The organism is Skermanella mucosa (assembly GCF_016765655.2).
Lineage (GTDB): Bacteria > Pseudomonadota > Alphaproteobacteria > Azospirillales > Azospirillaceae > Skermanella > Skermanella mucosa.
Genome location: NZ_CP086106.1, coordinates 1,504,224 through 1,525,118 on the forward strand (window position 1 = coordinate 1,504,224; position 20,895 = coordinate 1,525,118).

General features: G+C 69.5%; 16 protein-coding genes, 2 tRNA genes and 1 riboswitch. Of the genes, 6 read left to right on the plus strand and 12 right to left on the minus strand.

What is annotated here, in order from left to right; all coding sequences use genetic code 11:
• Window positions 1-47: 47 nt before the first annotated feature.
• The 6 genes from rnr to JL100_RS06900 form a co-directional block, all read right to left on the minus strand.
• Entirely contained in the window at window positions 48-2,270 is a 2,223-nt protein-coding gene (gene rnr / locus JL100_RS06875) for a ribonuclease R (protein WP_202679991.1), read from the minus strand.
• A 122-nt stretch (window positions 2,271-2,392) separates the two neighbouring features.
• The gene (topA, locus tag JL100_RS06880) at window positions 2,393-5,224 is read right to left on the minus strand and encodes a type I DNA topoisomerase (RefSeq protein ID WP_202679992.1); all 2,832 of its coding nucleotides are present in this window, start codon (window positions 5,222-5,224) and stop codon (window positions 2,393-2,395) included.
• 43 nt (window positions 5,225-5,267) lie between these two features.
• On the minus strand, window positions 5,268-6,395 hold the full coding sequence (dprA, locus tag JL100_RS06885; RefSeq protein ID WP_202679993.1) for a DNA-processing protein DprA: 1,128 nt from the start codon (window positions 6,393-6,395) through the stop codon (window positions 5,268-5,270).
• Window positions 6,396-6,474: 79 nt separating this feature from the next.
• Window positions 6,475-7,446, minus strand: a complete 972-nt coding sequence (locus tag JL100_RS06890; RefSeq protein WP_202679994.1) for an ABC transporter substrate-binding protein — start codon at window positions 7,444-7,446, stop codon at window positions 6,475-6,477.
• Between the two features lie 6 nt (window positions 7,447-7,452).
• Window positions 7,453-8,214, minus strand: a complete 762-nt coding sequence (locus tag JL100_RS06895) for an ABC transporter permease (RefSeq protein ID WP_456115317.1) — start codon at window positions 8,212-8,214, stop codon at window positions 7,453-7,455.
• Window positions 8,214-8,981 carry an ABC transporter ATP-binding protein gene (locus JL100_RS06900; protein ID WP_202679996.1) on the minus strand — a complete coding sequence of 256 codons (768 nt, stop codon included), beginning with the start codon at window positions 8,979-8,981 and terminating at the stop codon, window positions 8,214-8,216. Before JL100_RS06900 ends, JL100_RS06895 begins: the two co-directional genes overlap by 1 nt.
• Window positions 8,974-9,082: riboswitch (TPP riboswitch) on the minus strand. Its footprint overlaps the gene before it by 8 nt.
• Before the next feature lie 109 nt (window positions 9,083-9,191).
• On the opposite strand from JL100_RS06900, the gene JL100_RS06905 reads away from it, so the two are divergent.
• Together JL100_RS06905 and JL100_RS06910 are read left to right on the plus strand one after the other, a co-directional pair.
• Window positions 9,192-10,328 carry an acetoin utilization protein AcuC gene (locus tag JL100_RS06905; RefSeq protein WP_202679997.1) on the plus strand — a complete coding sequence of 379 codons (1,137 nt, stop codon included), beginning with the start codon at window positions 9,192-9,194 and terminating at the stop codon, window positions 10,326-10,328.
• A 75-nt stretch (window positions 10,329-10,403) separates the two neighbouring features.
• The gene (locus JL100_RS06910) at window positions 10,404-10,874 is read left to right on the plus strand and encodes a DUF192 domain-containing protein (RefSeq protein ID WP_202679998.1); all 471 of its coding nucleotides are present in this window, start codon (window positions 10,404-10,406) and stop codon (window positions 10,872-10,874) included.
• Window positions 10,875-10,877: 3 nt separating this feature from the next.
• Here JL100_RS06910 and JL100_RS06915 read toward each other — a convergent pair whose 3' ends face one another.
• A complete protein-coding gene (locus tag JL100_RS06915; protein ID WP_202679999.1) occupies window positions 10,878-11,543 on the minus strand; it encodes a class I SAM-dependent methyltransferase in 666 nt (221 codons plus the stop codon).
• Window positions 11,544-11,718: 175 nt separating this feature from the next.
• Here JL100_RS06915 and JL100_RS06920 point away from each other — a divergent pair.
• The 4 genes from JL100_RS06920 (at window position 11,719) to JL100_RS06935 (ending at window position 16,369) form a co-directional block, all read left to right on the plus strand.
• Window positions 11,719-11,795 (plus strand) — tRNA-Pro (locus JL100_RS06920).
• Window positions 11,796-11,823: 28 nt separating this feature from the next.
• Window positions 11,824-12,117, plus strand: a complete 294-nt coding sequence (locus JL100_RS06925; RefSeq protein ID WP_192499318.1) for an ETC complex I subunit — start codon at window positions 11,824-11,826, stop codon at window positions 12,115-12,117.
• A gap of 28 nt (window positions 12,118-12,145) precedes the next feature.
• Window positions 12,146-12,222, plus strand: a tRNA-Arg gene (locus JL100_RS06930).
• A 586-nt stretch (window positions 12,223-12,808) separates the two neighbouring features.
• Window positions 12,809-16,369 (plus strand): esterase-like activity of phytase family protein, encoded by a 3,561-nt coding sequence (locus JL100_RS06935; protein ID WP_228421109.1) that lies wholly within the window; start codon window positions 12,809-12,811, stop codon window positions 16,367-16,369.
• Here the strand turns inward: JL100_RS06935 and JL100_RS06940 are convergent.
• The 5 genes from JL100_RS06940 to JL100_RS06960 form a co-directional block, all read right to left on the minus strand.
• Entirely contained in the window at window positions 16,296-17,300 is a 1,005-nt protein-coding gene (locus tag JL100_RS06940; RefSeq protein WP_202680001.1) for a DMT family transporter, read from the minus strand. The two genes, JL100_RS06935 and JL100_RS06940, sit on opposite strands and share 74 nt — an antisense overlap.
• Window positions 17,287-18,099 carry an ABC transporter ATP-binding protein gene (locus JL100_RS06945; protein WP_202680002.1) on the minus strand — a complete coding sequence of 271 codons (813 nt, stop codon included), beginning with the start codon at window positions 18,097-18,099 and terminating at the stop codon, window positions 17,287-17,289. Before JL100_RS06945 ends, JL100_RS06940 begins: the two co-directional genes overlap by 14 nt.
• Window positions 18,096-19,163 carry a FecCD family ABC transporter permease gene (locus JL100_RS06950; RefSeq protein WP_228421110.1) on the minus strand — a complete coding sequence of 356 codons (1,068 nt, stop codon included), beginning with the start codon at window positions 19,161-19,163 and terminating at the stop codon, window positions 18,096-18,098. The genes JL100_RS06945 and JL100_RS06950 overlap by 4 nt, the downstream gene beginning before the upstream one ends.
• Window positions 19,160-20,314 (minus strand): ABC transporter substrate-binding protein, encoded by a 1,155-nt coding sequence (locus JL100_RS06955; RefSeq protein WP_202680003.1) that lies wholly within the window; start codon window positions 20,312-20,314, stop codon window positions 19,160-19,162. Before JL100_RS06955 ends, JL100_RS06950 begins: the two co-directional genes overlap by 4 nt.
• Before the next feature lie 134 nt (window positions 20,315-20,448).
• On the minus strand, window positions 20,449-20,850 hold the full coding sequence (locus JL100_RS06960; RefSeq protein WP_202680004.1) for a DUF2946 family protein: 402 nt from the start codon (window positions 20,848-20,850) through the stop codon (window positions 20,449-20,451).
• Window positions 20,851-20,895 lie beyond the last annotated feature (45 nt).

Here is a 20,895-nt window from a genome sequence, read left to right on the forward strand (position 1 = left end):
CAGAGTATTATCACGAATCGCGCCTTTTGCCAGTGGCGCGGGTGGCTTTACCGATCGCGCCGTTTGCCGCGGCTTTTCGGTTTTCCGGGCGGGCCGCGCAGCCAGGGCAAGTCGGCGCCGTCGTCCTCCAGCAGGACGAAGAGCGTGCTGCCGAGCACCGGGTCGGCCTCGACCAGCTTGACCTTGACCGGGGAGCCCAGCCGGAAGGCCCGGCCCGACCGGCGGCCGACCAGGGCGTGGCTGCGCTCCTGGTGCTCGTACTGGTCGTCGGGCAGCGAACTGACCGGTACCAGCCCGTCGGCGCCGGTCTCGTCCAGCTCGACGAACAGGCCGAACCGGGTCACCCCGGTGATCCGCCCGCTGAAGGTGGCGCCGACCCGCTCGGCCAGGAACGCCGCCGTGAAGCGGTCCACCGCGTCGCGCTCCGCCAGCGCCGCGCGGCGTTCCGTCGACGAGATGTGCTCCGCGATCTCGGTCATCCGGGCCGCCTCCGCATCGTCCAGGCCGCCGGGACCGAGCCCATAGGCCCGGATCAGTGCGCGATGGACCACCAGGTCGGCATAGCGGCGGATCGGAGAAGTGAAATGGGCGTAGCGGCGCAGTGCCAGGCCGAAATGGCCGATATTCTCCGGGTCGTAGGACGCCTGGGCCTGCGAGCGCAGGATCACTTCGCTGATCACCGCCGCTTCCGGCCTGCCGCGAACCCGCTCCAGGATGCCGGTGAAGTCGGAGGGCTTCAGGGTCCCCTGCGCCAGCTTGTGGCCCATCCCGTGCAGGAACTCGCGCAGCGACTCCAGCTTGTCCATGGACGGCTGGTCGTGGACTCGGTAGAGGCAGGGGGCGCCCTTGGACTCCAGCGCCTCCGCCGCCGCGACGTTGGCGCAGATCATGAATTCCTCGATCAGCCGGTGGCTGTCCAGGCGCTTGCGCGGCGTGATCGCGGCCACGCCGCCGCGCTCGTCCAGCCTGACCTGCCGCTCCGGCAGATCCAGCTCCAGCGTCCCCCGGCGCGCCCGCGCCTCGTTCAGCGTCCGGAAGGCGCCGTAGAGCGGCTGGATCACCGGCTCCAGGAGAGGTCCGGCGGCATCGTCCGGAGCACCGTCGCGCGCCGCCTGGACCTGCTCGTAGGTCAGCCGCGCCGCGGACCGCATCAGGCCTCGGACGAAGCGGTGGCGCGTCAACTCGCCGCGCGCGTCGATCCACAGATGGACCGCCAGGCAGGCGCGGTCCTCGCCCGGCCGCAGCGAGCAGAGGTCGTTGGACAACGCCTCCGGCAGCATCGGCACGACCCGGTCGGGGAAATAGGCCGAGTTGCCGCGCTGGAACGCCGCCCGGTCGAGCGGCCGGCCGGGGCGGACATAGAAGGCGACGTCGGCGATCGCGACCAGCGCGTGCCAGCCGCCGGGCACCTCCGGATCGGGCTCGGCCCAGACCGCATCGTCGAAGTCCCGCGCGTCGGCGCCGTCGATCGTCACCAGCGGGATGTCGCGCAGGTCGGTGCGCCCCTCCAGGGTCGGCGGCTCGGCGCGCCCGGCCTCCTCCAGCGCCGCTTCGCTGAACACGGTGGGGAGGTCCTGGGAATGGATCGCGATCAGGCTGATCGAGCGCGGGTTGGCCATGTCGCCCAGCCGCTCGACCACCTTGGCCTGCTTGAGGCCGAACCGGCTGGACGGCAGCACTTCCGCCACCACCAGTTCGCCGTTCTCCGCGTCGCCCGAATTGGCCGGGGTGACCAGGAACTCCGCGCGCTGGCGCTTGTCGGTCGGGCGCAGCCGGGCGCCGTCGGGCGTCATCTCGTAGATGCCCAGCACCCGGGCGGTGCCGTGCTTCTCCAGCTTGCGGATGGTGCGGCCGGCATAGACCCGGTCCTTCTGCCGGCTGAGCTGCGCCAGCACCCGGTCGCCGGGCAGCAGGGCAGGGTGGCCGCGCCGTTCCGGCTGCATGTAGATCTTCGGCGGCGGCTCGTCCGACGTCCAGGCCACGGGCCGGGCCAGGACCTCGCCGTCGGTGTCGATCTCCACCACTTCGAGCACGCTGACCGCCGGAAGCGCCGCCGGCGGGGCCAGCCGCCGCGCCCGGTCGCGCTCGACGGCGCCGTCGCTTTCCAGGTCCCTCAGCAGTTCCTTCAGGGCGATGCGGTCGTCGCCCCTCAGCTTGAACTCCCGCGCGATCTCCCGCTTGCCCACGGGAACCGGACTGTTCCGGATGAAGGCGAGGATCTCGTCCCGTGACGGGAGGGCGGCGGGCTTCTTCGGGTTGTCTTCGGTCAAAGCGGGTCTGTTTTCTCCATCAGGGGTGTATTGCCCCGTAGGTCGGCTAGGGCGAAGCGGCAGCCGACAGGCAGACGCGCCGGTGTCGGCTGCCGCTTCGCTCTAGCCGACCTACGGATTTCCTAATCGCCCGACGCGACGGCGCGTGCCTTCGGCTTCGCCGGGGCGGCTTTCGAGGAGGCGGCCGGCTTCTTGGCCGGTGCCTTCTTCGGTGCCGCCTTGGCCGCCGGCTTCTTCGCCGGAGCCTCACCGGCGTCGTCCGTCTTTTCCTCCGGAGCCGCCTTGGCCGCCTTGCCCTTCGCCGCCGGGGCCTTGCCGCCGTCCTTGGCCGCCTTGGCGTCCAGCAACTCGATCGCCTGCTGCAGGGTCAGCTCCTCGGCATTGGGGACCATGGCCTTGGGCAGCGACGCCATCAGCTTGCCGTGCTTAACATAGGGACCGAACCGGCCGTTATTGAGGCTTACCGGCTTGCCGTCGCGCGGATGGTCGCCCAAGGCGCGGCCGGGCACCTGCGCCGGACCCTTCTTGGCTTCCGCCAGCAGCACGACCGCCCGGTTCAGGCCGATGGTCAACACGTCGTCGTCCGGGGTCAGGGACTTGTAGGTCGAACCGAGCTTCAGGTACGGCCCGAACCGGCCGATGCCGGCCGTGATCATGTCCTTGGTCTCCGGATGCGGCCCGACGTCGCGCGGCAGCGCCAGCAGCTTCAGCGCGGTCTCCAGGTCGATTTCGGTCGGCGACATGCCCTTGGGCAGGGAGACGCGCTTGGGTTTCTCCACCTCGGCCTTGGGCTTCGCCTTGGCCTTGCCCTTGGTCTTCTTGGCTCCGGTCTCGGGCTCCGGCTCGGGCGCCGCCACCTCGACCGGCGGAGCCGCCTCGCGGCGCGGCCCCAACTGGACATAGGCGCCGTACGGCCCGCGCCGCACGCTGACCGGAAGCCCGGTCTCCGGATCGTCGCCCAGCTCGCGCGGCCCGTCGGCCAGGGCGTCGGCTTCCTCGTCGCCGGTCGCCACCGCCAGGGAGCGGGTATAGCGGCACTCCGGATAATTGGAGCAGCCGATGAAGGCGCCGTTCCGGCTCAGCTTCAGGCCGAGTCTGCCCGCGTGGCAGGAGGGGCAGACGCGGGGATCGGTGCCGTCCTTGGTGGTGCTGGGGAAGAAGTGCGGCCCCAGGTCCTTGTCCAGCTCGTCGATCACCTGGGTGATCGTCAGGTCCTTGGTGCCCTCGACCGCGGCCGAGAAGGCTTTCCAGAAATCCCGGAGGACCGTCTTCCAGTCGAGCCGCCCGCCGGATACGTCGTCCAGCTTGGACTCCAGGTCCGCGGTGAAGTTGTACTCGACATAGCGCTCGAAGAAGCTGGTCAGGAACGCGGTCACCAGCCGGCCGCGGTCCTGCGGGACGAAGCGCCGCTTGTCCAGCTCCACATAGTCGCGGTCCTGGAGCACCTGCATGATGCTGGCATAGGTCGACGGCCGGCCGATGCCCAGCTCTTCCAGCTTCTTCACCAGGCTCGCCTCGGTGTAGCGCGGGGGAGGCTGGGTGAAATGCTGCTCGGGGTCGACCGCGCCGCGCTTCATCGCGTCGCCTTCCTTGACCGGCGGCAGGCGCGCCTCGGACTCGTCCTCGGCGGCGGCCTTCTCGTCCACCGAATCGTCGCGCTCCTCCTGGTAGACCCGGAGGAAGCCGTCGAAGAGCACGACCGAGCCGGTCGCCCTGAGCACCGCCTTGCCGTCGGACGACGCGATGTCCACCGCCACCTGGTCGAGCACCGCGCTCTCCATCTGCGAGGCGACGGTCCGCTTCCAGATCAGCTCGTAGAGCCGGAGCTCGTCCCGCTCGAGCTGGTGGGCCACATCCTCCGGCCGGCGCAGCAGGTCGGTCGGCCGGATCGCCTCGTGCGCCTCCTGGGCGTTCTTGGCGGCCGACTTGTAGATCCTCGGGCTCTCCGGCACATAGTCGCCGCCGTACTGGGAGCCGATCAGCTCGCGCACCTGTCCGATCGCGTCGTTGGAAAGCTGGACGCCGTCGGTCCGCATATAGGTGATCAGGCCGACCGCCTCGCCGCCGATATCGACGCCCTCGTAGAGCTTCTGGGCGACCCGCATGGTCCTGGTGGCGCCCATGCCCAGCTTGCGCGACGCCTCCTGCTGGAGGGTGGAGGTCGTGAAGGGCGGGTAGGGGTTCCGCTTGACCTGCTTGTGCTCGACGGAATGGACGGCGTAGCTCAGCGGCTTCAGCCGTTCGACCACGGCATTCGCGGCGCCGGCCTCGCCCAGCGCGAACTTGTCCAGGCGCTTGCCGTCCAGCTGGGTCAGGCGCGCCTTGACCTGCGCGCCGCCGGCGGTCTGGAAGGTGACCTCGATCGACCAGTATTCCTGCGGCCGGAAGACCTCGATCTCGGCCTCGCGCTCGCAGATCAGCCGCAGCGCCACCGACTGGACGCGTCCCGCCGACCGCGATCCCGGAAGCTTCCGCCACAGGACCGGCGACAGGGTGAAGCCCACCAGATAGTCCAGCGCCCGGCGCGCCAGATAGGCTTCGATCAGCTCTCGGTTCAGGTCGCGCGGACGCTTCATGGCGTCCAGGACGGCGCCCTTGGTGATCTCGTTGAAGGTGACCCGGCGGACGTCGACCTTGTCCAGCAGATTCGCCTCGCGCAGCACCTCCTGGACATGCCAGGCGATCGCCTCCCCCTCGCGATCCGGGTCGGTCGCCAGGAAGACGTGATCCACGCCGCGGATGGCGCGCGAGATTTCGTCGACATGGCGCTTGGACCGGTCGCCCAGTTCCCAGGACATGGCGAAGTCTTCCTCGGGACGAACGGAGCCGTCCTTCGGCGGGAGATCCCGAATATGGCCGAAGCTGGCCAAAACGGTGAAGTCCGGACCAAGATACTTGTTGATCGTCTTCGCTTTGGCCGGGGATTCGACGATGACTAGATTGCTGCCAGACAAGCGAAATCCGCCTCTTGTTTGCGTTCGGTCACTTTTTCAGTTTTTATTGCTGAATCAGGACGACCTGATTTCCGGGCAGATGCTGAACCCGACCGGCAAGGTCAAGCTCAGTCAGCACGCTCCGTACTACCGACGCAGACAATTGGCACCCTCTGACCAGTTCGTCAACGGGGACCGGCGTGTAACCCAGGCATTCCATCAGCCTGTCGCGGATTTCCTCGAAGGTCGCGTCATCCAGGTGCATGGGCTTCGCGACGGAGAACAGGTCCGGCTCCCGCTCCCGCAACCTCGGCGCCTCGACTCCCGCGAAGGCCTGGATGATGTCCTCGGCGCCCTCGGCGAAATTGGCGCCGCTGCGCAGCAGGTCGTTGGGTCCGCGCGAGCGCGGGTCGAGCGGCGAGCCCGGCACGGCGAAGACCTCGCGGCCCTGTTCCGCCGCCGTGCGCGCGGTGATCAGCGACCCGGATTTGGGCGTCGCCTCGACGATGACCACGCCCAGCGACAGGCCGGAGATGATGCGGTTCCGCCGGGGGAAGTGGCGCGCCATGGGCTGGGTCCCCATGGGGCATTCGGCGACCACGGCGCCCTGCTCGGCGATCCGGGCGTGGAGCGCCGCGTTCTCCTCCGGGTAGATCACGTCCACGCCGCCGGCCACCACGGCGACGGTGCCGGTGCCCAGCGATCCGGCATGGGCGCTGGTGTCGATCCCGCGCGCCATGCCCGAGACCACGACGAACCCGGCCGCTCCCAGGTCGCGGGCCATCGTCTCCGCGAACCGCTTGCCGTTGGTCGAGGCGTTGCGGGCGCCGACCATGCCGATGCAGCGGCCGCGCAGCAGGTGCGCATGGCCCTTGACCGCGATGATGGGGGGCGCGTCCTCGATCGCGGCCAGCGCAACCGGGTAGTCGGGCTCGCAGGAGGCGATAAGCCGCACCTCCGCCTTGCGGGCCGCCGCGATTTCCCGCTCGGCCTCGGCCTTGGAGCATATCCGCAGCGGTGCCGTGCGGCCTCCCCGCCGGGCAAGGTCGGGCAGCGCCTTCAGGGCCTGGGTGGCCGTGTCGTACCGCTCCAGCAGACGGGCGAAGGTGACCGGACCGACATTCTCGGTCCGGATCAGCCGCAGCCAGTCGATCCGCTCGGCATCGGAAAGTGCGCGTCTCAGTTGAGTCATGCCGCACGATACCGCAGGAGGCGGCATGATCAACGCCCGCCGCACACGCAGGCATGCGGCATATTGGCAGGGACGGCCCTCAGCGAAGCTCGATCGCGTAGTCGGCCAGCTTCGGAACCTCCCCGATCAGCTCACGCTCCTTCAGGAACCGGGCGAACCGCTCGTAGCGCCTCGCGTCGAGCGCCGCCGGGCTGTGGGCGAAACGGGGCAGGGTGTCGCGCCAGGCGCGCCGGTTCAGCTCGTCGTCCAGTTCCGGGTTGGCCTTGACGAACAGCTTCCACGACTCATCCGGATGGTTGATCAGGTACAGCGTGCCGCGCTCGACCGCGTCCAGGAAGCGGGGCAGGCGGGGGTCGGCGATCTTCTCGCGGTTGGCGACGATGACCAGCTCGTCATAGGGTGGAACGCCGTGCTCCTCCGGATAGAAGGCGCGGCCGGCCTTGCCCTCGATGTCGAGCTGGTTCAGCTCGAAGTTCCGGTAGGCCCCGACCACCGCGTCGACCTGTCCCGAAAGCAGCGCCGGCGACAGGCTGAAATTGACGTTCACCAGCTCCACGTCGGACAGCTTCAGCCCGGCATTCTCCAGCATCGCGCCGAGCAGCGCGTCCTCCAGCCCGCCGACGGAGTATCCGACCTTGCGCCCCTTCAGGTCCGCGATCGACTTGACCGGCCCGTCCGCCAGCACGACCACCGTGTTCAGCGGCGTCGCGACCAGCGTGCCGATCCGGGTCAGGGGCAGGCCCTCGGCCGCCTGCATCTGGAGCTGCGGCTGGTACGACACCGCCAGGTCGGCCCGGCCGGCGGCGACCAGCTTGGGCGGGTCGTTCGGGTCGGCCGGGGCGACCATCTCGACCTCCAGCCCGGCGTCGCGGAAGTAGCCCATCTCCCGCGCCACATACAGCGGCGCGTGGTCGGGGTTGACGAACCAGTCCAGCAGGACCGTCAGCTTGTCCTGGGCCGACGCCGGCGCCGAGGCGGCGATGCCGGCCGCCAGGACCAGCCCCGCCAGCCCGGCCTTCAGGATGGATCGGCGCGATGCTTGGGTACGCATGGGTGTTCAGTCCCTCTCGTCTTCTGGATTTTTGTCCGTTTGCCACGGCAGGGCACGGCGCAGCAGCGCGTCCACCGCGAAATAGAGCGTCACCGCGATGGCCGCCAAGGTCAGCAGGGCCGCGAACATCAGGTCCACCTGCATGCGCCCGTTGGCGTGCAGCATCAGGTATCCGAGTCCGGCCGACGCCCCGACCCATTCGCCGACCACGGCGCCGATCGGCGCCACCGCCGTGGCGACCCGCAGGCCGGAGGCGAAGGCGGGCAATGCTGCCGGCAGGCGGATGCGCAGCAATGTGGTCCAGCGCGACCCGCCCATGGTCCGGGCGAGGTCCAGCCAGCCCGGCTCGGTCCGCCTCAGCCCGTCGAAGAAGGCCGATGTCACCGGGAAATAGATGATCAGGGTCGCCATCGCGACCTTGGACGCCATGCCGTAGCCCAGCCACAGCACCAGCAGCGGCGCCAGCGCGAACACCGGGATCGCCTGGCTGAACACCAGCACCGGCATCAGCCAGCGCCGCGCCGGCCGGAAATAGCTGAGCGTCAGCGCCGTGGCGGCGCCCAGCACGACGCCAAGCGCCAGCCCGCCCAGGATCTCGCCGATCGTGAACAGCGCGTGATAACCGATCAGGCCGGCCCGTTCCCACAGCGCCACCGCCACCCGAGCCGGATCGGGCAGGATGAAGCGCGGCACCCCGGTGCCCCAGACCAGCGCCTGCCACACGGCGATCAGGACCATCACGGTCACGGCGGGCCGGACAATCCGCATCATGACGAGAGCCGCCGCAGCAACTCGGCTTGGCGCGCCAGAAGCGCCGGATCGTCGGCCGGCCGCGGCGGCGCTCCCTCTGGCGAGATCGCCGGCCCGATCTCCGCCGGCTGCCCCGCCATCACGTGGATGCGGTGCCCGATGCGCAGCGCCTCCAGCGGATCGTGGGTGACCAGAAGCACCGTCCTGCCCGCCAGCAGCCCGGCCGCCAGTTCCTGGAGCCTCAGCCGGGTGATCGCGTCCAGGGCCGAGAAAGGCTCGTCCATCAGCACGACCGGCCGGTTCTCCATCAAGGTGCGGGCCAGGGCCACACGCTGCCGCATGCCGCCCGACAGCTCCGCCGGCCGGGCTTGCAGCCGGTCGCCGAGCCCGACCGCGTCGAGCAGCCCGCGCGCCCGGTCCACCAGGGCGGCGCCCACCGCCTCGCCCCGCAGCCTCGGCCCCAGCAATACATTGTCCAGCGCGCCCAGCCAGGGCAGCAGCAGATCCTGCTGAGCCATGTAGGCGACCCGGCCTTCCAGCGGCTTTCCATCCTCCGCGGTCAGCAGCGTCGGCGGCTCCGGATCGGCCAGCCCGGCGATCAGCCGAAGCAGCGTGGTCTTGCCGACGCCGCTGGGTCCCAGCAGGCAGGTGCAGCGGCCGCCTTCCAGCTCGAAATCCAGGCCGTCGAACAGCCGCACGCCGCCATAGGTCAGGCGGGCCCGCTCAATTCTCACGCCGATGCTGGGAAGACGGGCCGACACGGTCGGCCGCACGAGGTCGTGCATGGGTCACTGATCCCTACGCCGGTATCAACCGGATCAGGTTCCAGGGGTCGTCCCGAGTCTTGGGACCTCTCAGCCGACCATCGGCTCCCCCCAGTGAGGTTGGACGGACTATTGCAAGTCCGTGACGCCCTGGCAAGGCGCCGGGATACCGAATACGCAGATAAACGCACGGAGTTGACGAAGCGCGGGGGGCGGCCTAGGTCAGCGTCCATGCTGAACCCGTCCCGCCCCGCCCAGTCCCCGCCGATCGGCCCGCTCTTCATCGGAAGCGAAATCTACCGGGCCTCCACCTACGGCAAGAAGCACCCGCTCGCGATCCCCCGGGTCTCCACCGCGATCGACCTTTCCCGGGCCATGGGGTGGCTGGACCACCGGGCCTATCTGGACAGCCCGAGGGCGACGCCCGACCAACTCGCCCGCTTCCACGACCGCACATATATAGAGACGGTCCGCCGGGCCGAGGCGGAGCAGCGGCTCGATGCCGAGGCGCGCGACCGCTACAATATCGGCCGGCTGGAGAACCCGATCTTCGCCGAGGTCTTCCGCCGCCCCGCCACTGCGTCGGGCGGCTCGATCCTGGCCGGCCGCCTGCTGGCCGAGCACGAGGGCGTGATCTACAACCCGGCCGGCGGCACCCACCACGGCCTGCGCGACCGGGCCAGCGGCTTCTGCTACTTCAACGACCCGGTGCTCGCGATCCTCACCATGCTCGACGGCGGGTTGCGGCGGGTCTACTACGCCGACCTGGACGCCCACCATGGCGACGGGGTGGAGTACGCCTTTGCCGACGACGACCGGGTGCTGACCGTGTCGGTCCATGAGGGCACCCGCTGGCCCTTCACCGGCAAGGTCGGGGACCGGGGCGGCGGCATGGCGCGCAACCTGCCGGTCCCGGTGGAGTTCAATGACTCCGAACTGGACTACATCCTGGAGAACGCCCTGATGCCGCTGGGCCGGAGCTTCGCCCCCGACGCCGTGGTGATCCAGTGCGGCGCAGACGCCCTGGCCGACGACCCCATGAGCCGGCTGGAACTGTCCAACCGCGCGCTGTGGAACGCGGTCCGCTCCCTCGCGACGCTGGCTCCCCGGGTCCTCGTCCTGGGCGGCGGCGGCTACAATCCCTGGTCGGTCGGCCGCTGCTGGACCGGGGTCTGGGCTACCCTCAACGGCATCGACCCCGACGCTCCCGTGACCGAGGACGCGGAGGAGGTGCTGCGCGCGCTGACCTGGACCCGCCGCCAGGGCCAGAACCCGCCGGAACACTGGTTCACCACGATCGCCGACGCCCCGAGGCCCGGCCCGGTGCGCGATGAGGTCCGGCAGGTCGTGGACGCGGTCATGTCGTGACGGTGCAGGATCCTGACGGTGCAGGATTCGCCCAAATGCTTTACATATAGGGCGGGCTCCTGTAGCGACTGGATCATGGCTGCCGCGATCATTCGAACCTTCACCCTCGTCCTGCTGCTGGTTGCGGCCGGCCAGGGGTCCCTGTCCGCCGCGGAGACCTTCCGCACCGACCGCCTGACCATCGAGACCGCGTCGGGCGGCAAGTATCCGTTCTCCGTCGAGATCGCCGAGTCTCCGCGCCAGATGGCGCAGGGCCTGATGTTCCGCGAGACCATGGCGCCCGACGCCGGGATGCTGTTCGTGCTGCCGCAACTCCAGACCATGTCCATGTGGATGAAAAACACCTTCATCCCGCTGGACATGGTGTTTATCGGTCCCGAAGGCCGGATCGTGAATATCCACGAGAACGCGGTGCCCCAGTCGCTGGACACCATCAGTTCCGCGGGGCAGGTCAAGGGCGTGCTGGAGATCAACGGCGGCATGGCCGCCCGGCTGGGCATCCGCGCCGGCGACCGGGTGGTTCACCCGGCCTTTCAGCAGCAATAGCCTTCAGGGGCGCTTGCGCGCCAGCGTCAGGCCGTCGCCCAGCGGCAACAGCACTTGGGTGACCCGCTCGTCGGCATGGACGAAGGCGTTGAAGGCCCGGAACGTCTCGGTCTTCGGCTTGGTCGCTTCCGGATCGGCGACGGTGCCGCGCCAGAGCGTGTTGTCGATGGCGATCACGCCGCCGGGCCGCACCAGGGTCAGCGCCTGCTCGTAGTAGGTCGGGTAAAGCTCCTTGTCCGCGTCGATCAGCGCGAAGTCGAAGCTGCCCGCCGCACCTTCGCCGATCAGGCCCGCCAGCGTCTCGGTCGCCGGGGCCAGCCGCAGGTCGATCTTGTCGGCGACCCCCGCCTCGGCCCAGTAGCGCCGCGCCACGTCGGTCCATTCCACGCTGACGTCGCAGGCGACCACCCGGCCTTCGGGCGGCAGCGCCAGGGCGGCCACCGTCGCGCTGTAGCCGGTGAACACGCCGATATCGAGCGTCCGCCGCGCCCTCAGCAGTTCCAGCACCAGGGTCAGCATCTGCCCTTCCTCGGGTGCTATCTGGTAATAGCCCTGGGTCAGGCTGGCCGTCTCGGCACGGAGCCGGGCGAGCACCGGCGGCTCGCGCAGCGAATTGTCCAGGATGTACCGGTGTATCGCCGGCGGCAGGAACATGGATTGCTGGGTCACTCGGGATCCTCGTGTCGGGTCGATATCCGGGGGGCGATATCCGCGGTCGGTGGCTGGTCGCCGAATGCCACGGCGCCCTGCGTATGTCCATACGACAAAGCTCCGGAACTTTCTTCGGGGGGCTCCGGGGGCAGTGGTTGCTGAGTTTGCCCCGATGATGTATGTCACGCTCTGGCGGAGCGTAGCGCAGCCTGGTAGCGCATCTGCTTTGGGAGCAGAGGGTCCCGAGTTCGAATCTCGGCGCTCCGACCATATGCGAGAAGTCGTGGAGAAGCGAACCATGCAGGTGCGTATCTATCAGCCCAGCAAGTCGACCATGCAGTCCGGTCGCGGTAAGATGGGTGACTGGGTCCTGGAATACGAGATCGCGACCCCCCGGCGTGCCGAGCCCCTGATGGGCTGGATCTCGTCCGGCGACACCCTGAACCAAGTTCGCCTCAAGTTCCCGACCAAGGACGAAGCCGTCGCCTTCGCCGAGCGCAAGGGCTGGGACTACATGGTCCAAGACGCCCACCAGCGCCGGGTCCGCCCGCGCAACTACGCCGACAACTTCCGCCCCGACCGCGTCCGCTGAGGACGCGCGGGGCGCCCGCCTCCTTCAAGCGCCCTTAGCTCAGCTGGATAGAGCACCCGCCTTCTAAGCGGACGGTCGCTGGTTCGAATCCAGCAGGGCGCGCCAATTCTTCAATACCATACTAAAATCCCCTATGAGTCTGAGCGGCAGAAAAATCTGTCGTTACGAATACATCCTCGAAGCGGCTTACCGGACGCGCACTGATCAGGAATGGCCAGGAGTAGGTCCCCAAACTCGCGAAATTGCAGAGACTGATCTGCGAGGGACTTGGCCAAGGCGTCGATGATGCCCAGGGATCCGCGACCGCGTTCTTTGCCATATGCTACGCCATTCCATCATCCCGTCGGACCCGATGGTTGGGCTCGTTGGGAGGTGTCGTGCTGACCGGCTGTTCCGGCAAATGCGCTCCGGCACCAAGTCCACGGGTGCGACTTGGCATTCCTCCGTCGTTCCAGGTCGACCTCCCGGTCCATAGGCGGCCGTTCAGTCAGGCTCGGCCGGACTAAGTAATACCTTCAGGAATTCAACAACAAATCCGGAGTGTTACTTAGTTAGTTAAATATTCATTTCCCCTTCACGCAAGTGTCATCCGGGGTGTCCAGGATCCCGACGCCGGCCAACCGCTTCAACGACAACGAATTTACCGGCGGCCGGAGTCATGGGAAGCAGGGCCAGGAGAAGGGAACCCGTCATGCAATCATCGGACATTCCGGAAGGCCGGCCGCTGGACGGTGGGCTGCCGCTCGTCATCGGGCATCGCGGCGCCAGCGGCTCCCGCCCCGAGCACACGCTCGAAGCCTACCGGCTCGCGATCGAACTCGGCGCCGACATCATCGAACCCGATCTGGTCACCACCCGCGACGGCGTCCTGATCGCCCGGCATGAAAACCTGCTGGCGCAGGTCGCGCTGGACGAGGACGGCGACATCGTTTTCGGCGAGGACGGCCGGCCGGTGGTAACCCAGGCGACCACCGACGTCGCCGAATTCGACGGCGACGGGGACGGCGCGCCCGACTTCCTCGACCGGCTCAGCGTCAAGGTGCTGGACGGCGACCCGGTCGCCGGCTGGTTCAGCGAGGATTTCACGCTGGCCGAGATCAAGCAGCTGAGCGCCCGCGAGCGCATCCCCGACGTCCGGCCGGAGAATGCTGTATTCGACGACCAGTTCGGGATCCCGACCTTCGAGGAGGTGATCCAGCTCGTCCGGCAAGTCGAGGCGGAAACCGGCCGGAAGATCGGCATCATCCCGGAAACCAAGCACCCGACCTATTTCGAGTTCGAGGGCACCCACCAGGACGAGGACGCCGACGGGGACGGCACGCTGGACGACGGCGAGGACGCCAACGGTAACGGGCAGCTCGACGTGGTGGACGGCGGCTCGCCGATCGGCGTGGACACCGGCCGCGTGCTGGTCGAGACCGTGACCGAGCAGGGCTTCGCCGATCCCGGCCGCGTCACCATCCAGAGCTTCGAAGTCGCCAACCTGCTGGAACTCCAGGACGAGATCATGCCGGCCGCCGGCATCGACCTGCCGCTGGTCCAGCTGCTGGGCGACGTCGAGGGCGCCTTCTTCAACGAGGCGGGCGGTGGATTCTCCATCCCCTACGACATAGCCTTCAACGCCAACCCGGACAAAGCCGACCTTGGCGCGGACCTCTCGGTCTATGACGGCCTGCCCTTCGAGGTGACGGGGGAGACCGACTATGCCGACCTGGTCACGCCGGAGGCGCTGAAGCAGATCGCCGACGCCTATGCCGAGGGGATCGGCCCCTGGACCGACAGCTTCATCATCCGCGAACCGCTGGAAACGCCGGTCGATGCCGACGGCGACGGTCGGGCGCAGGTGACTTCCCGCCTGACCGGCGAGATCCGGCCGCTGGTCGCCGACGCCCATGAGGCCGGCCTGAAGGTCACCCCCTATACCGTGCGGGCGGAGGAACCGTTCCTGGCGCTGGAGGAGGACGGCACCGCCCAGACCCTGCCGGAGCAGGTCGAACTGCTGACCCGGCTGGGCGTGGACGGCATCTTCACCGACCAGCCCGGCGCCGCCGCCGACGTGCTGGAGGATTTGACCGGCATCGGTGACCGGATCAGGGTCGCCACCTATAACGCCTCGCTGAACCGGGCGGAGGAGGGCGAACTGATCGACGACCTCTCCACCGGCGCCGACGAGCAGGCCCGCAAGGTCGCCGAGATCATCCAGCGCACCGACCCCGACATCGTGCTGGTCAACGAGTTCGACTACGACGCCGAGGGCAAGGCCGCCGACCTGTTCCGCGACAACTACCTCAAGGTCGGGCAGAACGGGCAGGACCTGGTCGATTACCCCTACCAGTACGTGGCGGCCAGCAACACCGGCGTGCCCTCCGGCTTCGACCTCGACAATAACGGCTCGGTCGGCGGCCCGAACGACGCCTACGGCTTCGGCGCCTTCCCCGGCCAGTTCGCCTTCGTGATCTATTCCAAGCATCCGATCGTCGAGGACCAGGTCCGCACCTTCCAGGAGTTCCTGTGGAAGGACATGCCCGACGCCCGCATCCCGGAAGGTTTCTACAGCGACGCGGAACTGGACGTCCTCCGCCTGTCGTCCAAGAACCACGTGGACGTGCCGGTCGAGGTCGACGGCGAGATCGTCCATGTCCTGGCGGCCCACCCGACGCCCCCGGTGTTCGACGGGCCGGAGGACCGCAACGGCCTGCGCAATTATGACGAGATCCGCTTCTGGGACGACTATGTGACGCCCGATGGCGGTGGCTACATTTATGACGATGCCGGCAACAAGGGCGGCCTGGGCGCCGGCGAGCGCTTCGTGATCGTCGGCGACTACAATACCGATCCGTTCGACGGCGACAGCGTGCCGGGTGCTGCCCAGCAGATCGTCGGCAACCCGTGGGTGGATCCGACCGTCGCCCCGGACAGCGAAGGCGCCGTCGTGGACAGCTTCGCCGACGGCGGCGTCAACCTGGACCATCTCGGCCATCCCGGCCTGGACACCGCCGACTTCTCCGAGCCGCCGGGCAACCTGCGGGTGGATTACGTCCTGCCCTCGGCCAACGGCTTCGAGGTCGAGGATGCCGGCGTCTTCTGGCCGGCGCCGGGCCGGCCGGGCGCCGAGCTGATCGACGCGTCGGATCACCGGCTGGTCTGGTCCGACCTGCGGATCACCGAGGCGCCCGCCGTGGACGTCAAGGGGGTCGAGTTCCAGGGCGCCGCCTTCCTCGCCACCGGTACCGAGTTCGAGGGGACCGAGATCGGCGGCCTGTCCGCCCTGACCTGGGATCCGGAGCGCGGCGTCTTCCACGCGCTGTCCGACAGCCGCGGCGGCGAAACCGGCGCGCCGCGCTTCTATACGCTGGAACTAGACCTGGCCGACGGCCGCTTCGCCAACGACGATCTCTCCGTCACCGGCGTGACCTTCCTGTCGGACGCCGACGGCGAGCCGTTCGCCGACGCCGCGGTCGATCCGGAAGGGCTGGCCTATGCCGGCTCGGGCAAGCTCTACCTCTCTTCCGAAGGCGACGCGAGCGCCGTGATCCCGCCCTTCGTCAACGAGTTCTCGCTGGAAGGCCGGCAGACCGGGGCCTTCGACATTCCGGAGAAATTCCTGCCGGCCGGGGACGGCGGGTCCGGCATCCGAAACAACCTCGCCTTCGAGAGCCTGACGCTGACGCCGGACGAGCGGACGCTTTATTCCGCCACCGAGAACGCGCTGGCACAGGACGGCTCGGTCGCCGGCCTGGACCAGGGCAGCCCGTCGCGCATCCTCGCTTTCGACACCGCCGACGGGACCGTCAAGGCGGAATACCTGTACGAGACCCACGCCGTCGCCGAGCCCCCGGTGCCCGAGGACGCCTTCGCCACCAACGGTCTCGTCGATCTGCTCGCCCTCGACAATACGGGGACGCTGCTGGCGCTGGAACGGTCGTTCAGCACGGGCGTGGGCAACACCATCAAGCTCTACGAGGCGCGGATCGGCGGTGCCGACGACATCTCCGGGATCGAGGCCCTCGACGGCCTGGACAAGGCGCCGAAGGCGGTGGAGAAGGAGTTGGTGTTCGACTTCGCCGGGATCGGCCTGCCGCTCGACAATGTGGAGGGGATGGCGCTGGGTCCGGTGCTGCCCGACGGGCGGCAGAGCCTGACCTTCGTCAGCGACAACAACTTCAGCGACACCCAGTTCACCCAGTTCCTGGTCTTCGCGCTGGACCAGGAGGGTGGCCTGGGCCTGATCGGCACTCCGCCGGCGGAGTAGCGGCCGGGGTCCGGCGCCCGGGAAAGATGCCGTCGGCGAAGGCGACCACCGCCGCCGCCGCGACGATCACCAGGGCGCCGGCCAGCCCGAGGGGCGACGGCAGCATGCCGAAGATGGCCGCGTCGAAGAGCAGCGCCCAGATCATGGACGTGTACTCGAACGGCGCCAGGGTCGAGGCCGGGGCCCGGGCCAGCGCCTCGGTCATGGCGATATGCGCCAGCCCGCCGGCGATCCCGGCCCCGATCAGGTAAGCCAGCGCGGCGCCGGAGGGCGAGGCCCAGCCGAAGGGCAGGGTGGCGAGGCCGGCCAGGGCGCACACCACGGCGAAGTAGAAGGCGATGGTGCCCGGCGGCTCCGTCCCGGTCAGCATCTTGATCTGGACCTTGGCGGACGCCGTGGTGACCGCCATCGCCAGGCCGGCGGTGACGCCGATCAGCGTGCCGGAATCGAGCGACGGCCCCTCGAACGCCGGCGCCAGCATCAGGGCGACGCCGAGAAATCCCGCGAGCGCCGCCCCGACCACGACCGAGCCGGGCCGTTCCTTCAACGCCACCATGGCGGCGGGCACCAGCAGCAGCGGCGCCAGAAACGCCAGGGCGGAGGCCAGTGCCAGCGGCAGATAGGCCAGCGACACGAAGGAGAAGAACATGGCGGTGCAGCCCAACAGGCTGCGCTTCAGGTGGCCGCCCGGCCGGCTGGTCCTCAGCCCGTGGGGAAACTGCCGGCGCCAGAGGAGATAGGCCACGATCGGCAGCAGGGCGAAGGCGCTGCGGTAGAAGACGATCTGCCCGACCGGCGCCTCGAAGGACGCCAGCCGGACGAACAGCGACATGAGCGTGAAGAGCCCCGCCGCCGCCAGCCGCAGCAGGATGCCGCCGGCACCCGGCAGCGATCCGGGCCGGGCCGGCGTTCCAGGCTCACATCGCGCCATGGGACACCCGGCGCAGCATTTCCCCGCGCGGCAGCAGGCCGCTGCCGCTCGCGTACAGCGGCGCTATCACCGGATGACCGGCGGAGGACCTCAGGATCTCCGCTTCCACGCCGTAGGCGGAGCGGATCGTGTCGGCGTTCAGCACCTCGGCCGGGCATCCCGAGCCGATCAGCGTCCCTTCCGCCAGCAGGAGGAGCGTCGAGGCGTAGCGGGCCGCCAGCGACAGGTCGTGCAGCGCGACCAGGACGAGCGCTCCGTTGTCGTGCGCATAGGCTTCCAGCATGTCAAGCACCACCAATTGCCGGGCGAGGTCCAGCGCGCTGGTCGGCTCGTCCAGCAGCAGCAGGCGCGGTTTCCGCATCAGCCGCTGGGCCAGCAGGACCAGTTGCTGCTGGCCGCCGGACAGGGTGTCGATGCGCCGCTCCGCCAAGTGGAGCTGCCCGACCGACTCGAGCGCGTCGCCGGCGGCGGAGAGGTCGCGGTCGGCCAGGTGCCAGCCCAGACGGTCGAGCCGGCCGAGCAGCACCGTCTCCAGCACGGTCAGGGTCGCCCGCACCGCGGCGGCCTGCGGCATGAAGGCGACGGCGGCCCGGTCGAGGGCGGCGCCGTTCCACAGGATCTCGCCGCGGTGGGCGGCGAGGCCGGCGACCGCCGCCATCAGGCTCGACTTGCCGGCGCCGTTCGGCCCGCACAGCGCCGCGATCCCGCCGCCGGGGAGCGTCGCGCAGACCCCGTCCACGACGTTCCTGCCGCCGCGCTCGACCGACACGCCGCGCAGGGTGAGCAGCGCCGCGGTCATCCCCAGCCTCCGGCGCCGCGGCGCAGGATGAGGGCGAACAGGACGGGCACGCCGACCACGGCGGTCACGATGCCGACCGGGATTACGGCGCCCTGGGCGATCACCTTGGAGACGACCGACGCCGAGACCAGAAGGGCCGCCCCGACCAATGCCGAGAGCGGCATCAGGCTCCGCTGGTCCTCGCCGACCAGGGCACGGGCTGCGTGCGGGGCGACCAGGCCGATGAAGCCGATCGTGCCGACGAACGCCACGGCGGCGGCTGTGAGCAGGGCGACGCACGCGAAGGTCCGCCGCCGCAGGGTGTCCGCGTCGAGTCCCAGGCTACGGGCCTGCGCCTCGCCCAGGCGCAGCGCGGTCAGCTTCCAGGCATCGCGGGCGAGCAGCGGCACGGTCACAGCCAGGACGCTCGCCAGCACCCCGACGCTGGTCCAGTTCGCCTTCATCAGGCTGCCGAACAGCCAGAAGACGATCTGCTGAAGCACCTCGGGCGACGCCAGGTATTGAAGCAGCGATTGCAGCGCCTGGAACATGAACATCACGGCGATGCCGCCCAACGTCAGGATCTCCGGCCCGGCGCCGCGCGCCCGGGCCATGCCGTAGATCAGCAAGCAGGCCACCAGGGTCGCGGCGAAGGCGGCGAGCGGGGTCAGCAGCCAGGCCGCGACGGGAATCGCCGCCCCGAACATGATCGCGACGGCCGCCCCGAACCCGGCCGCGGCGGAGAACCCCAGCGTGAAAGGACTCGCCAGCGGATTGTCCAGGATCGTCTGCATCTGGAGGCCGGCTATGCCGAGCGCCACGCCGACCAGCACGCCCATCAGGGTCATCGGCAGGCGGATCGACCAGATGATCGTCGCCGCCATCCGGTCCGGGTTCGCCGGCCCCTTCAGCAGCCCGGCGAGCGCGTCGCCGACGGTGAGCGGCGAGGGGCCGGTCACCAGGTCGAGCAGGACGAGTGCCGCGAGCAGCGCCCCCATCCAGGCGATCACCAGGACCCGGCGCCGGATGCCCCGCCGGTAGCCGTCCCGCAGCAGCGGGACGGCGTCGAAGGACAGGGCGGTCACGAGCCGGGCTCCAGCCGGAGCATGAACTCGCCGTCCGGGCTGATCGGCAGGTTCTCCTTGTAATAGGCCGCCAGCTCCGCCCGCGGATCGACGTCGGCGAAGGCCTGCGGATACAGCACCTTCGCCATGAACCGGGCATAGACATAGTCGTACAGGCTGCGCGTGCCGCCATGATAGATCGCGTAGACCTCGCCGTTCCTGACCGCAGGCAGGTCGGCCCAGCCGGCCCGCTCCAGATAGGGGCGGAGCCGTTCGCGGGTCAGCGCGGGATCGACGCCGAAGCCCATGACCACGGCGTCGGGCATGCCCATCCACTCCGACGCGGTGACGAAGATCGCGTCGGGACGGGCCGAGATGACATATTCGGGATTGAGCGGACCCCAGTTGGCGACCTGGCCCGCGGCGATGTTGGCGCCGCCCACCAGGTCGATCACGCCGGCCCACATGCCCTTGCCGTAGCTGTTGCCGTACTCGCGCGGCCCTTTCTGGCCCAGCTCGACATAGACCTTGGGCTTCCCCGCGGCGCCGGCGGCGCGGACGCGCGCCAGGGTGTCGTCGACGGCGGCCTGATAGGCGCGGGCCAGCCGCCCGGCGCGTTCCTCCGTCCCCATGACCTTGCCGATCACCAGCGTGCTGGCGACGTGCTTCTCGACGGTCTGGGCGTTGTAGTCGACGGCGACGATGTGGATGCCGGCGGCCTCGATCTGGGCGGCGGAGGCGCCGAGATACTGGATCTGGCCGACCGACAGGATCGCCACGTCGGGGCGGGCGGCGACGATCTTCTCCACGGACATCGTGCCGTTGTCGACGTCGCCGACATCGACGAGGTCGGCGATCTTCGGCAGGGCGGCAAGGTAGGCCTCGTACTGGCGGGGCCGGTAGCCCTTCCAGTAATGGAGCGAGACGGCGGCCAGCCTGTCGATGGCGCCGGGGCCCGTGATGGCGATGTAGTCCTCGAAATAGAAGCCGAGCAGGACGCGCTCGGCCGGCTTGGCCAGCGTGACCTCGCGGCCCATGACGTCGGTGACGCGGATATCGGCCCGGGCAGGGCCGGCGGTCCAAAGGACTGCGAAGGCAAGGATGACGAGGGCGGCGGCCCGCGCGAAGGACGCGCGCGCGCTCTGCCGCCGCCGCAAGGCGGTGTCGGACATGGTTGGACCCGTGCGGATAGCCGGCGGGCGCGCCGGTCTGATCGACCGTGGCCGCCGTCAGGTGAAAGGGCTGTGTCGGGAAGTTCGGCCCGCCGCGGCGGCGGTGCGCGAGGCGCTGCCGGGCGGCCGGGCCGTCACACGGGTCCCGAAGGCGGCGCGCGGGCGCGGACGACGACGAGGAATTCGCCGGCGGCCCGGGGCTGCACGCGCGGCGCCGGCCAATCCACGCCCGTGGGCGGGACCGTCCGGGCCACCAGGCGCTGGGCGGGCGGGGGAAGGGACGAGTCCGGGAGACGGCAGAAGTGGCAGGCCTGGTGCTCCGGACCCTCGTCATGGGATTGGCCGCCGCCGGAGTCGGCTGCCGGGGCGTGGTGCCCGGCATGCCCATGATCATGAACGGCCGGCTTGGCACCCGAGGCTTGCTCGGGCATGGCCGCGACCGGCAGCAGCACGCGGAAGACGAGCGCCAGGAGGGCCAGAAGCGGCAACGACCGCCGGCCCCACTTCCGCCCCTTCTCCGTGCCGCCCGTCCGCATGTCGCTGCCCAATCCGTCACGCTGCCCTGAGCCCGATCACTCTTG

What these genes read in the sequence shown, in the direction of transcription:
- dprA (WP_202679993.1), bottom strand. Translation starts at nt 6,395, where the DNA reads ATGACTCAACTGAGACGCGCACTTTCCGATGCCGAGCGGATCGACTGG.
- JL100_RS06890 (WP_202679994.1), bottom strand. Translation starts at nt 7,446, where the DNA reads ATGCGTACCCAAGCATCGCGCCGATCCATCCTGAAGGCCGGGCTGGCG.
- JL100_RS06895 (WP_456115317.1), bottom strand. Translation starts at nt 8,214, where the DNA reads ATGCGGATTGTCCGGCCCGCCGTGACCGTGATGGTCCTGATCGCCGTG.
- JL100_RS06900 (WP_202679996.1), bottom strand. Translation starts at nt 8,981, where the DNA reads ATGCACGACCTCGTGCGGCCGACCGTGTCGGCCCGTCTTCCCAGCATC.
- JL100_RS06905 (WP_202679997.1), top strand. Translation starts at nt 9,192, where the DNA reads ATGCTGAACCCGTCCCGCCCCGCCCAGTCCCCGCCGATCGGCCCGCTC.
- JL100_RS06910 (WP_202679998.1), top strand. Translation starts at nt 10,404, where the DNA reads ATGGCTGCCGCGATCATTCGAACCTTCACCCTCGTCCTGCTGCTGGTT.
- JL100_RS06925 (WP_192499318.1), top strand. Translation starts at nt 11,824, where the DNA reads ATGCAGGTGCGTATCTATCAGCCCAGCAAGTCGACCATGCAGTCCGGT.
- JL100_RS06935 (WP_228421109.1), top strand. Translation starts at nt 12,809, where the DNA reads ATGCAATCATCGGACATTCCGGAAGGCCGGCCGCTGGACGGTGGGCTG.
- JL100_RS06940 (WP_202680001.1), bottom strand. Translation starts at nt 17,300, where the DNA reads ATGGCGCGATGTGAGCCTGGAACGCCGGCCCGGCCCGGATCGCTGCCG.
- JL100_RS06945 (WP_202680002.1), bottom strand. Translation starts at nt 18,099, where the DNA reads ATGACCGCGGCGCTGCTCACCCTGCGCGGCGTGTCGGTCGAGCGCGGC.
- JL100_RS06955 (WP_202680003.1), bottom strand. Translation starts at nt 20,314, where the DNA reads ATGTCCGACACCGCCTTGCGGCGGCGGCAGAGCGCGCGCGCGTCCTTC.
- JL100_RS06960 (WP_202680004.1), bottom strand. Translation starts at nt 20,850, where the DNA reads ATGCGGACGGGCGGCACGGAGAAGGGGCGGAAGTGGGGCCGGCGGTCG.